Origin of the sequence: Bacillus sp. RHFS10 (assembly GCF_016757475.1) — a bacterium.
Classification (GTDB): Bacteria; Bacillota; Bacilli; order Bacillales; family Bacillaceae; genus Bacillus; species Bacillus subtilis_G.
Genome location: NZ_JAESPO010000001.1, coordinates 1,145,526 through 1,157,886 on the forward strand (window position 1 = coordinate 1,145,526; position 12,361 = coordinate 1,157,886).

Annotated in this window: 10 protein-coding genes; 2 read left to right on the top strand and 8 right to left on the bottom strand. The window is 43.0% G+C overall.

All coding sequences use genetic code 11. The annotated features are described in order from the left end of the window. Positions 1-29 precede the first annotated feature (29 nt). Together JMN17_RS05445 and JMN17_RS05450 are read right to left on the bottom strand one after the other, a co-directional pair. Positions 30-707 (bottom strand): MBL fold metallo-hydrolase, encoded by a 678-nt coding sequence (locus JMN17_RS05445; protein WP_087991457.1) that lies wholly within the window; start codon positions 705-707, stop codon positions 30-32. Between the two features lie 180 nt (positions 708-887). Continuing rightward, positions 888-1,505: a TetR/AcrR family transcriptional regulator gene (locus JMN17_RS05450; protein WP_202327662.1), complete on the bottom strand. Its 618-nt coding sequence runs from the start codon at positions 1,503-1,505 to the stop codon at positions 888-890. 120 nt (positions 1,506-1,625) lie between these two features. Between JMN17_RS05450 and JMN17_RS05455 the strand changes: the two genes are divergently transcribed. Both JMN17_RS05455 and JMN17_RS05460 read left to right on the top strand, forming a co-directional pair. After that, positions 1,626-2,183: a hypothetical protein gene (locus tag JMN17_RS05455; RefSeq protein ID WP_202327663.1), complete on the top strand. Its 558-nt coding sequence runs from the start codon at positions 1,626-1,628 to the stop codon at positions 2,181-2,183. 202 nt (positions 2,184-2,385) lie between these two features. Beyond that, the gene (locus JMN17_RS05460) at positions 2,386-2,841 is read left to right on the top strand and encodes a YrvL family regulatory protein (protein ID WP_202327664.1); all 456 of its coding nucleotides are present in this window, start codon (positions 2,386-2,388) and stop codon (positions 2,839-2,841) included. A gap of 818 nt (positions 2,842-3,659) precedes the next feature. Here the strand turns inward: JMN17_RS05460 and mutL are convergent. The 6 genes from mutL to JMN17_RS05490 form a co-directional block, all read right to left on the bottom strand. Beyond that, positions 3,660-5,546 carry a DNA mismatch repair endonuclease MutL gene (gene mutL / locus JMN17_RS05465; protein WP_202327665.1) on the bottom strand — a complete coding sequence of 629 codons (1,887 nt, stop codon included), beginning with the start codon at positions 5,544-5,546 and terminating at the stop codon, positions 3,660-3,662. 15 nt (positions 5,547-5,561) lie between these two features. After that, positions 5,562-8,138, bottom strand: coding sequence for a DNA mismatch repair protein MutS (gene mutS, locus JMN17_RS05470; protein WP_202327666.1), 2,577 nt, complete (start codon positions 8,136-8,138; stop codon positions 5,562-5,564). 131 nt (positions 8,139-8,269) lie between these two features. Further along, on the bottom strand, positions 8,270-8,815 hold the full coding sequence (gene cotE, locus JMN17_RS05475; RefSeq protein WP_087991664.1) for an outer spore coat protein CotE: 546 nt from the start codon (positions 8,813-8,815) through the stop codon (positions 8,270-8,272). 257 nt (positions 8,816-9,072) lie between these two features. Then, complete coding sequence (gene ricA, locus JMN17_RS05480; protein ID WP_202327667.1) at positions 9,073-9,504, bottom strand: regulatory iron-sulfur-containing complex subunit RicA; 432 nt, start codon at positions 9,502-9,504, stop codon at positions 9,073-9,075. A gap of 1 nt (position 9,505) precedes the next feature. After that, positions 9,506-11,035 carry a tRNA (N6-isopentenyl adenosine(37)-C2)-methylthiotransferase MiaB gene (gene miaB, locus JMN17_RS05485; RefSeq protein WP_087991662.1) on the bottom strand — a complete coding sequence of 510 codons (1,530 nt, stop codon included), beginning with the start codon at positions 11,033-11,035 and terminating at the stop codon, positions 9,506-9,508. 144 nt (positions 11,036-11,179) lie between these two features. Beyond that, positions 11,180-12,358 (bottom strand): glycine C-acetyltransferase, encoded by a 1,179-nt coding sequence (locus JMN17_RS05490; RefSeq protein WP_087991661.1) that lies wholly within the window; start codon positions 12,356-12,358, stop codon positions 11,180-11,182. Positions 12,359-12,361 lie beyond the last annotated feature (3 nt).

Genomic DNA, 12,361 nt, shown 5'->3' on the forward strand with positions numbered 1-12,361 from the left:
AGGAAAATAGGACAATAGATTCAAAAGCCTTATTTAAAATCAAAAATACCTTTTTGGTTTTTACGGGTGCGAAATTTCACAAAATGTTCTTTATTATCAATTTGAAAGTAAATATTATACTGGTAAAGATCCTCTATCGTATGGCCGGGCGTTTTGCCAAATGAGTGGCCAGGAAACACTCGTACATAGGTCGAAACCTCCGACTTAATCCTTTGAATGCTTCTGAACATCTCTTCCGCAGAACTGCCATCACCCTCGCATATGCCGCACCCTTCTGTAAATACCGTATCTCCGGTAAAAATACTCTCGGAAAACAAATAACACATTCCTCCGGCTGTGTGCCCCGGAGTGAGAAGGCATTGCACTCTCATGTTTCCTATGCTGATCGTCTGTTGATCATGCAAGCCAATTAAATTGCTGCACCGGAATTGATAATAATCAATTTCTTTTTTTGACATATAAACTTGAGCGTTAAACATCTTCGTCAGCGGCTCGACCAGGTTTACATGATCATAATGAGAATGTGTCAATATGATTGCTGTTAATTCAGTCTCAAGCTCGGAAAGTTTAGTTGTTATTTTACTCAGTTCCCATGAGGGGTCAACAACAATTGCAGATCTGCTTACAATATCTTCAATGATATAGCAATAATTCGTCCAGCCTTGATATCTTGTTTTAATCGGATGTACTTTATAAGTAAGATTCATTTACATCATTCCCTATCAAGTAAAGTTCTTAAATGAAAGATCGGTAAACTGTTCAGCCCGAGTCCGTCTTTCATTCCACTTTACCAAACGGCATGCTTATTTTCCATTTTTTTCAGAGATTCTTGTTCTTTCCGCATATAAAAAAGCTATTCTTTTGAAAATAGCTTTTTCGCACGCGTCTTAGGGATTTCTTTCTTCTGTCTCATAAGTTTCTTCCACGCAAATTGATTCGATATGCTGCATAATGACACGTTCGATCCGATCTTTATTTACTCGCACATGGTCAAGCATCGCATGTAAAGCCAAGCCGTCAATCAGCGCGTAAAGTCTCTCAGCTTCAATGTCTTTATCAGCATCCTGCTTCAGTAAATCGAATTCAGCTAAATAGGCAATCACATTCCGCATTCCCCTGTAAATCCCGTCATGATTCGCATCAAACCTATCCTTTTTATGTCTGGCGTAAACCGTAAAAGCAAACCACACCTCCATCTCTCTAATCGTTTCTTCATTCGTTGGGACAATTTCAAGCAAAATATGTAACACTTTTTCCTTAGGGGGCACATCCTTCATTGCAATGTGCTCAATACGGTCCATCACCTTTTCTTGAACAAGTTTCATTGCGAAAACAAGCAGTTCATCCTGTGTAGAGAAATAATGGCGCAGCGCACCTAATGACAATCCTGCTTCCTTTGCAATGTTTCTGGCTGAGGCTCCCTCCATCCCCCGTTCTAAAATGACCCGCCACGTCGCTTCTGCAATTTGTTTTCTTCTTTTCTCATGGTCAATTTGTTTTGGCATAGCTTTATTGTAACAAGAAAAAAAGAAGAGAGCAATTTTTATAATACAGTTGTATTATAAAAATAAAGATGATAACATATGATTTAAATAATACAACTGTATTGAAAAGAGGGGAATGAATTGAACGGTATCGCATGGATGATTGTCTTCTGTGAAATTGCGTTTTGGGTTGTGATTGTTTTAGGGCTTGCTGTACGTTACCTATTCAAACAACATAGATTAGGACTGCTATTCTTTGCTTTAACCCCAATTATTGATTTGATTTTATTAGCGGCAACTGCTGTAGACCTTTACAGAGGAGCCTCAGCGACTGCAGCCCATGGGATTGCGGCTGTTTATATCGGTATATCGATCGCTTTTGGAAAACAAATGATTCAATGGGCGGATGAAAGATTTCAATATTATGTGGCAAAACAAGGATCCAAGCCGCTGAAACGCTATGGAATGGATCACGCCAAACACTATGCTAAAGGCTGGATAAGACACGTGCTGGCGTATCTTATTGGGGCGGGATTACTAGCGGGGATGATCTATTTCATCAATGATACTGCCCGAACCGAGGCATTAAGCGGCATACTTAAAATATGGACAGTCGTCATAGGCATTGATTTTCTCTTTACCGCCAGCTATTTTATCTGGCCGAAAAAAGAGAAAGCTTCGGCGAATCTCAGGAGTTAACATGATGAAAAAGAAGGTCCTTTCCGCTGGAAAAGGGCTTTTTTAGTTCATGTAAAAATATGTTATACTGTTTTCCGAATGATCTATCTGTGGATCCTTGAATGTTTGTTGTTTTCATTAAGAACAGATTTGAAGATTCGTATTCTTGCCAATTTTAAGGGTAACCGTTTGTATGAGTAAGCAGGTGAAAGGAGTGTCATGCTTGAGCCAAAAAGCACAGAACGAGCCGTTTAAAGATTTAAACCTAAGCTCAAAATTAATCGTGATTGTATCTATCATTCTTACCGTTACCATCGCATTTGCAGTGATCTTCGGCGGCTTTTTCTTTGGGATAAAAGGATTATTCTCCATACTGGGCGTCACATATGATTCCAATCAAACATTAGCTTTATTTATTTTAGTCTGTTTTGCTGTGGGCTTGATCATAGACCCACTCACAAAGATTGTCTCTATGATCCTGGCAATATCACTTTCATTGAAAAAGACTGCACTTTTTGCCTTTACCCTGTACTTTACGAGCAATTTCATAACGATCTGTTTTGCAGATTACTTTATGCAGTCTATATCTATTCCGGATGCCTTGGTTCTTGTGATATCAGCATTGATGGCTTTCATTGAACTTGCATTTGGTAACCAGGCAAATGGGAAAGCTGCTTAAAAATCGTTTGAAATGATCCAAGCGGCTTTTGCCTTTATATCAGTCCCATCGTCTAATTTTCGTGAGATAATAGACAAGAAAATGTAAAATGATGAGTAGATTCATAGAATCAACGGTGATATATAAAGCGGAAAACAAAGCCCCAACCAGTGAAGTTCCGATCACTCCCTGCCACAGCCCCTGATATGTATGAGCTCATCCAAAAAAGGAGTGATGAAAGGAGGATGACGATCCCGATTGAAAATATGAGGGAACAAAAACACGAGAACAAACATTAAAAACCCTCTTAGCGGGAATCCATAATCCGATCATTGTACGAACATTATACTTCACTCTTTCATTTCCATTTTCACCAGTCTTGATATTTCTTTTAAACCTTTGAAAATAAAAGTATCCAAATATCGGTTCGTAAATCAATAAAAAAGAATGAACGGCCAGATACACATTTCCATCACGAAACACCCTCCTTCAATTTTGAAATTACTCATTTATAAAATTGGGCGGGCGACAGCCTCAAGTTCTCTTCAACGCAAAACAAAACTCCCTGCTCATAAGAAACAGGAAGCAAAACAATGATGATTGAATTTAGATTCTGCATTCAAAAACAAGGATTCCTTCATTCTCAATAGCCAGTTCATCCAAGATGATAACTACATTTGGACCAGACGTCATGTTCTCACCTCCACTACCTAAAATATACATTTATTTAAATTGTTTGTAAATATAAGTTTGTTATCATCTGCTTTTCCAAACGTATACAAAAAAGCATTGATCCATTCGAAGAATGTCTCAATGCCTAAATCCCCCTTGCTGCCCCGCTACATCACGCGTTTGAACATCTTTTCCATTTCATAAGTGGAATGGTGAATGATGATCGGACGGCCGTGCGGGCATGTAAATGGGTCTGATGTGCTTCGGAGGTCGTCCAGAAGCACTTTGATTTCGTCATTTCTGAGGTGGCGGTTTGCTTTGATGGAGCCCTTGCAGCTCATCATAATCGCCGCTTCCTCCCTCAGTTTTTTAATATCAATCTGTTTGGAATCAAGCACCTGCTGAATGATTTCTTCTATCAGCTCGGCTTCTTCACCTTTTGGAAACCAGGCCGGGTGACAGCGGACGATGTAGCTGTTTGACCCGAATGACTCTAAAAAGACACCGACGCTTTCGAGCTCTTGTTTGTGCTGTTCAATAATCAGCGCCTCGTTCGTGGCATAGTGGAACGTCAAGGGCACGATCATATCCTGCACCTCAGGCTCAACCTCCCCCACCTTTTCACGGAAATATTCGTACTTAATACGCTCTTGGGCGGCGTGCTGGTCGATAATATACAGGCCGTTCTCGTTTTGTGCCAATATATATGTCCCATGCATCTGACCGATCGGGTACATAATCGGAACCCGCTCAGATGCTGGCTGCGGCTGCTCTTCATGATGATGTTCGTGCTCAAATGCTTCAGGCTGCCCTTCTGAAACATTAGGCGCCTCAATGCTTTGTTCCTGTTCAATCATAGGAGGAGCATCAAATTGAACAGAAGGCAATTCTTCCTCCGCATCAACCGGATCTTTCACGACTGAGCTGAGCTTCATTGGTGAATAAGACGGCGCAGGCGCTTTTTCCGGAACTTTTCTTTCCGCAGGCTTTTCATCAAATGTGATGAACTGCTGCTCATTTTTGATAACAGGTGCCGATTTTTTCGGGAGCTGGGCACTCGGAATCAGCTGCTGCTGTTTAAATACGTCTTTAATTCCGTCACGAATTAAGTCATGAAGCTCTGTTTCCTTGCTGAGACGAACCTCAAGCTTCGATGGATGCACGTTGACATCGACTAAAATCGGGTCCATCGTAATTTCTATAAAGGTAATTGGATGACGCCCGATTGGCAGAAGCGTATGATATCCTTCATGCACCGCTTTGACGAGCGGGAAATTTTTAATATAACGGCCATTGATGACAGACGACATATAGTTTCTCGACGCCCGTGTAATCTCTGGGAGGGCGATATATCCCTTGACTTCAAAATCCAATGAGCTCACGTGCAGCGGAAGCATTTTTTTGGCGACAGCCGTACCGTAAATCGCTGCCAGGACATGGCGCACATCTCCGTTTCCGTTCGTTTGAAGCAGGTTTTTCCCATGATGGCGCAGGCGGATCGATACCTCTGGGTGTGCAAGCGCTATACGGTTGACCACATCTGTAATGTTCCCAAGCTCTGTATGAACAGTTTTCATATATTTCAAGCGGGCCGGTGTGTTAAAAAACAGATTGGATACGACAATTTCAGTTCCCTTCCTGCTTGAGGAACGCGATTCGGAAATCATATTTCCTCCTTGAAGTACGAGCTTCGTCCCTGCTCCTTCACCGGTGCTTGTCGTCATCTCCAGATGAGAGACTGACGCGATACTCGGCAGTGCTTCTCCTCTAAAACCAAGCGTTCTAACCCTGAATAAATCATTTTCATCTTTTATTTTGCTCGTTGCGTGGCGGCTGAAAGCACGCTTGCAATCTTCATTTTCCATTCCTTCGCCGTTATCCAATACCCGAATGGATGCAAGACCTGCTTCCTCAATATCGATTTCAATGACTGTGCTGTCAGCGTCGATCGCATTTTCCACCAATTCTTTGACGACTGAGGCGGGCCTCTCCACAACCTCGCCCGCCGCTATTTTATTTGAAAGCTCATCTGACAGCTGGATGACTTTAGCCACATTCATCACCCCGTTTTAATGTAATTTCTTTTGCAACTTGTACATTTCATTCATCGCTTCAAGAGGTGTCATATCCAGTATATTAAGTGATTTGAAGGCATCGAGCACTTGCTTTTCTTTTTTTGAAAGCTTCGGTGCTTCAGCCGGCTTTTTCGCTTCGTCAAAAAAGGACAACTGTGCCGGCTCTTCTTTCACCACAGATTTCTGCACCGGCACTTCCGGTTTGTTCCCTGAATGCTCAAGATCCTTTAAAATATCTTGAGCGCGCGCAATGAGATCTTCCGGCAGCTCGGCAAGCTGGGCTACATGGATACCGTAGCTTTTGTCGGCTGCTCCTTCTTTTATTTGATGAAGAAAGACAACCGTTCCGTTATATTCTTCAGCGCGAACATGAACGTTTTTCAGCTGCGGCAGCTTGTCCTCAAGAACGGTCAGCTCGTGATAGTGCGTACTGAATAGCGTCTTGGCGCCGATATGATCGTGAACATATTCGATAATCGCTTGTGCCAGCGCCATCCCGTCATAAGTGGACGTTCCCCGCCCGATTTCGTCAAACAGAATAAGGCTGTTTTTCGTCGCATTGACAATCGCATTTTTAGCTTCTAGCATTTCCACCATAAAAGTACTTTGTCCGGAAATCAAATCATCTGCAGCGCCGATTCGCGTGAAAATCTGATCAAAAATCGGAAGCACCGCTTTCTTCGCGGGGACAAAGCAGCCGATTTGCGCCATGATGGAAATGAGCGCGATTTGTCTCATATACGTGCTCTTCCCTGACATGTTCGGACCGGTAATGAGAAGCATTTGTCTGTTATCGCCCATCATACAATTGTTCGGGACATATTCCTGGCTGTCCATGACTTTTTCCACAACCGGGTGTCTGCCTTCTACCACTTCGACTTCATCTTCAGAGAATTCCGGTTTCGTATAGTGACGATTTTCACTGATTGTCGCAAAGCATTGCAGTGCGTCAAGCTCGCTCATCTGCTTGGCAAGCTGCTGCAGCCGCGGAATATACAGTTTCACTTTTTCACGCAGCTCGGTGAACAGCTCGTACTCCAGCTCACAGATGTTATTTTCCGCTTCTAAAATGAGCGCTTCTTTTTCTTTTAATTCAGGTGTAATGTAGCGTTCTGCATTCGTTAACGTCTGCTTCCGCTCATAGCGCCCTTCCTCAAGCAAGTGCAAATTCGCTCTTGTCACTTCAATGTAATAACCGAAAACTTTATTGAAGCCGACCTTTAAAGAGCGAATGCCCGTGTATTCCCGCTCCTGCTGTTCCAGGCGGGCAATCCAGTCTTTCCCGTTTCTGCTTGCATCACGGTATTCATCAAGCTTTTGATTGTATCCGTCTTTAATCAGGTTCCCTTCTTTTAACGATAAAGGAGGGTTTGCGTACAGCGCTTCTTCCAGCAATTCAAGTACATCCCCGCAAGGATCAATCCGCTCCGCGCGTTTCTTGGCTTTGTCATGAGCCAGTGAAGCAACCAGCTGTTTGATGCCAGGCACTTGCTTTAACGATTCCTTCAGCTGAATTAAATCCCGGGCATTGACATTTCCGAAGGCGACGCGGCCTGCAAGGCGCTCTAAGTCATATACTTCTTTTAAACGTTCACGCAGGTCTTCCCGTTCGAAGAAATGGGACATCAATGTTTCCACCATTTCCTGGCGCTCTTCAATTTGATTGACTCTGATAAGCGGCCGGTCAATCCACTGTTTCAGCAGCCTGCCTCCCATTGCCGTTTTTGTTTCATCCAGCAGCCACAAAAGAGAGCCTTTTTTATTTTTTGAACGGATCGTTTCAGTCAGCTCCAGATTGCGCTTTGAATACAAATCAATTTTCATTGCTTCCTCTAACTCATACACCTGTACGGACTGAAGATGATCGAGGCTGCGCTTTTGGGTTCTTTTCAGATACGTGTATAAACGCAAAAATGTTTTTGTGACATCTTCATTATTTAAGTGCTCAATGATCGTTACGTGTTCGTCTGTTTCTCCATCTTCAATTGAGATCGTTGCACCGCACCGCTCTTTCAGCTGTGCGACTGTATCGGCATCCATGCTTCCTGAAACGACGATTTCCCGTGCGCCGACTGAATAAATTTCTGATATGACATCTTCTATCCGCTCAATCAAGACAGCCAAATTTTCTCCCGTTGTTAAATCAGACAGTGCCACCCCGTATCCGTTCGAGCAGTCAGAAACAGATGCGATAAAGTTGTTTTCTGATTCATGGATGCCTTTGCCGTCCATTACAGTTCCGGGCGTAATCAGCTGTACCACTTCTCTTCTTACAACACCCTTTGCGGCTTTCGGGTCTTCCGTCTGTTCACAGATAGCCACTTTGTACCCTTTTTTAATCAGCTGCTCGATATACGCAGAAGCGGAATGATACGGCACACCGCACATCGGTATTTTTTCAGCCGCACCGCCGTCTCTGCTCGTTAATGTAATTTCCAGCTCTTGTGACGCTTTTTTGGCGTCCTCAAAAAACATTTCATAAAAATCACCAAGGCGAAAAAATAAAAAGGCATCCTGATGCTCTGCCTTTATTTTTAAATATTGCTGTATCATAGGCGTATAACCGGCCATCGTTTAATCCCTCACTATGTATCAACGTTTCTATTTTCCAGACTTCATTATAACATAAACAAAAAGTGATAAAAGAATGATATATCAATATAAAAAAGAGACTTGGGGTACCGTCTCCCCTAGTCTCTTTTTTATTCTTCAGGATCTCCCACTAAAAATTCAGGATTGATGTCTTCGAGCTCTTCATCAAGCTCATCTTCCCAATCTTCTTCGTCATCTTCTTCCCAGTCAGGATTAACCTCAATAACAACCTTTGTTTCCCCTACCACTTCCGCTAAGAATTCCCTTTCTGCCTGCACAACAATTTTATTTCCATTCGGTGAAATGGTCACTTCAAGGCAATTTGGCTGCTGAAGGACTTTGGCAATCACTTCATGCTCATCATCTAAGTAATTGTTGTCTCTGTATCTGAGTTTAATGACATCTACGTATTTTACCCGTTCTGTGACAACCTCTGTTTTTGTGTTGTCCGCGTAAGAGTACCATACGTTTATATCATAATACCCTTCAATTTCTACTGTTTTCCCGATTTTTTCAGCGTCATACTTGTGGTTAATGATCCAACCGCCCAAAATGCTGCTCGGTTTTTTCTCAGGGGAGATGGTATTGGTGCATTGGGTGAATTTTCTGCCTTTCGCTACTACCGCCTTCGTAATAATTTCCCTGTATTCAGACATTCCGGCATGCCTCCTTGTTCTTCTTCGTGTTATCTTATGCTGGGCATTTGTCTAGTGTGCATTTTTATAAATAAAATATAAAAATACAAAGTTTCTGTTCCATTGTATGCAGGCGTGCCTAGAAACTTTACTTTTAAGTGCGATAAAGTTCATCGCGGCTGAGCACAGAAAAACAAAATGAACATTTGGCACATAGATTATTTAGTTCATTTTTTCGCTTGAATATAAAAAAACACGGGCCTGTAAAGGCACCGTGTTTAGAAAGAACAGCTGTTATTTGAATGTTTCACCTTCGAACCGGTTTCCCCTTTCAGCAGGTTGCCTCCGGTTGACGTGATGATTTCATTTGTGACTTGATTGGAAATGGTGTGTGCAACGAGCTGCAGAAGGTCATTTACCTCCGTCTGCGAGTCCCTGAATTCCTGGATGACAGGGATCTGTTCAAGCTCTTCTTGCAGCGCGTCAATTTTTGCTTCTGCTTGTTTGAGCGCTTCATGCTTTTCATAATGCTTCAGATTGACAGCCTGCTTTTGGAGGGTTTTAATCTGATTAACGATTGCAGATACTTTGTCATTCTCATTAATTTGCGCTTCAGCCCGTTTGAAAAAATCAACCTCTTCAGTTTCAGAGATCATTTTTGCAAGGTTTCGTGCCTGTTGCACGATGTCTTTTTTTGAGTAGAGCGTCATCTTATTTCACCTCGATTGCTTCTCCTACCATTTCTCCGTCAAGCGACCATGTTTTCGCTTGCTGGATTTTCACGCGGACAATTTTGCCGATGGCTTCCTTCGGCCCTTTGAAATTGACAAGCTTGCTTTTTTCAGTGTAGCCGGCAAGAATATCAGGGTTATTTTTGCTTTCACCCTCAACTAATACTTCGACAACCTTGCCTTCATATTCCTTCATTTTTTTAGCAGAAATTTCATTCACCAGTGCGTTCAGGCGCTGCAGACGTTCTTTTTTCACGCGCATCGGTACATTGTCTTTCATTTTAGCAGCCGGAGTGCCCTCACGCGGAGAGTAAATAAACGTATAGGCGCTGTCAAATTCCACTTCGCGGTATAGAGAAAGCGTTTCTTCAAACTGTTCGTCCGTTTCGTTCGGGAATCCGACGATAATGTCCGTTGTTAAAGAAGCGTTTGGCATTGCCTCTTTGATTTTTCTAACAAGCTCCATGTATCGCTCTCTGTCATATTTTCGGGCCATCAGCTTCAGAACCTCTGAGCTTCCTGATTGAACCGGAAGATGAATGTGGTCGAGCAGGTTGCCGCCTTTTGCCAACACGTCAATGAGACGGTCGTCAAAGTCACGCGGATGACTCGTTGTAAAACGGATTCTCGGGATATCGATTTTTCTCAATTCGTCCATCAAATCACCGAGGCCGTACGTGATATCTTCAAAGTCTTTTCCATACGCGTTTACGTTTTGGCCTAATAATGTAATTTCTTTGTAGCCTTCGCTTGCGAGCCTTCTCACTTCCTGAACAATCTCTTCAGGGCGGCGGCTTCTTTCTTTTCCGCGTGTGTAAGGCACAATGCAATACGTACAGAATTTGTCACAGCCGTACATGATATTGACCCAGCCCTTAATTTTTCCGTTCCGGACTTTCGGAAGGTTTTCAATAACGTCCCCTTCCTTGGACCAAACTTCTACGACCATTTCTTTTGAAAGGTATGCTTCTGACAAAAGCTCCGGCAGGCGATGGATGTTATGCGTTCCGAAAATCATATCGACAAACGGATGTTTTTTTAATATCCGGTTCACGACTGATTCCTCTTGAGACATACAGCCGCAGACACCTAAAATAAGGTCAGGATTGTTCTTTTTCAGCGCTTTTAAGTGCCCCAGTTCACCAAACACCTTATTCTCGGCATTTTCACGGATGGCGCATGTGTTTAACAAAATGACATTGGCATCGTCAACAGAGTTTGTCGCTTCGTAACCGAGCGCCATAAAGATCCCTGCCATAACCTCTGTATCATGTTCATTCATTTGGCAGCCGTACGTACGGATATAGAACTTTCTTCCGTCTCCTAATCCTTTAAATTGTTCAGAAATTTTAAAGTCATTATGATAGGTAACGGCTTCCTTGCCTCGTTTTTTCGCATCTTTTAAGGAAGGCGGAATATAAACAGCTTCAAAGTACTTGCTGTAATCCTTCTCGGATTTTTTGTCCGATGGATGAACTTGTCCGCTCTCTAATTTTTGTTTTTCATTCATGTCATGATTTCTCCTTTCAAACCAAACTTCCACCCTTCAGTATAAAGGTTATTGAAGCTCTGCACAACTGGCAACCTATCATTGTACACTTATTGAGAATAATAATCAATAAGGAATCAAAAGAGGAAGAGTATACTCTTCCCCTTACAATAGCCGGAGCTCCTTAGCCGTCTTTTCGATGACGTCAAGCGCCTGATCCAGTTCTTCTTTGGTGTGCTCAGCGGTAATCATTGTGCGGATTCTGGCTTTCCCCTTTGCAACAGTCGGGAAAACGATGCTTTGGGCAAAAACGCCGCGAGAAAGGAGCTGATCAGAAAATTGCTTTGCCACACCTTCATCACCTATTAAAATAGGCAGAATCGGCGTTTCACTCTGTGTGAGAGTTAGACCCATCTTTACAAGCATAGATTTAAAATAGGCCGTATTCTCCCATAAGCGCTCCATATGCTCCGGCTCTTCCAGCAAGACATCAATCGCTTCCATACAAGCTGCAGTGACAGCCGGCGGATGGGACGTGCTGAATAAAAACGGACGGCCTTTATGGCGCAAATAATCGATCAGCACCTTTGAACCGGCAGCGTAGCCGCCGAGCACTCCGATTGCCTTGCTTAGCGTTCCGACTTGAATATGGACTCTGCCATCCAGACCGAAGTGATTCACCGTTCCCCTGCCGTTTTCGCCAAGCACTCCTGATGCATGGGCGTCATCCACCATCACAAATGCGTCATATTTCTCAGCTAGCTCTACAATATCAGGCAAAGGGGCTATATTGCCGTCCATAGAAAATACACCGTCAGTCACAATCAGACGCATCCGATAATTCATTGACTTTCTCAGCACCCTCTCTAAGTCACTCATACCAACGTGCTGATACACCTTTTTATCCGCCTTTGTCAGTCTGATACCGTCAATAATAGAGGCATGGTTTAATTCATCTGAGATGACAATATCATCTTTTGAAAGAATACTTGAAAGTACGCCTTGGTTTGTTGTGAAGCCTGATTGGAATACAAGTGCCGCCTCCGTTTTTTTAAAGGCTGCCAGCTTTTTCTCGAGCTCTTGATGCATTGTAAATGTACCGGCAATCGTTCTCACTGATCCGGTGCCGGCTCCAAATTGCTGGACGGCCTCCTGTGCGGCTTTGATGAGTCTTGGGTGTGAAGTGAATCCGAGGTAATTATTGGAAGAAAGCTGAATAACATTTTTATGATTTACTGTGACAGAAGGGCCCTGCATTGATTCAAGCTGTTTTATCTCTTGCCACGTATGATTTTCTTTCATTCTATCAAGCTCTGCTTTTAAAAACTCAAATTCCTTCGTCATGTT

Bases quoted from the DNA above. Each gene is read 5' to 3' on its own strand.
- JMN17_RS05450 (WP_202327662.1), bottom strand. From the start codon at position 1,505: ATGCCAAAACAAATTGACCATGAGAAAAGAAGAAAACAAATTGCAGAA.
- JMN17_RS05445 (WP_087991457.1), bottom strand. From the start codon at position 707: ATGAATCTTACTTATAAAGTACATCCGATTAAAACAAGATATCAAGGC.
- mutS (WP_202327666.1), bottom strand. From the start codon at position 8,138: ATGGCCGGTTATACGCCTATGATACAGCAATATTTAAAAATAAAGGCA.
- miaB (WP_087991662.1), bottom strand. From the start codon at position 11,035: ATGAATGAAAAACAAAAATTAGAGAGCGGACAAGTTCATCCATCGGAC.
- cotE (WP_087991664.1), bottom strand. From the start codon at position 8,815: ATGTCTGAATACAGGGAAATTATTACGAAGGCGGTAGTAGCGAAAGGC.
- JMN17_RS05490 (WP_087991661.1), bottom strand. From the start codon at position 12,358: ATGACGAAGGAATTTGAGTTTTTAAAAGCAGAGCTTGATAGAATGAAA.
- ricA (WP_202327667.1), bottom strand. From the start codon at position 9,504: ATGACGCTCTACTCAAAAAAAGACATCGTGCAACAGGCACGAAACCTT.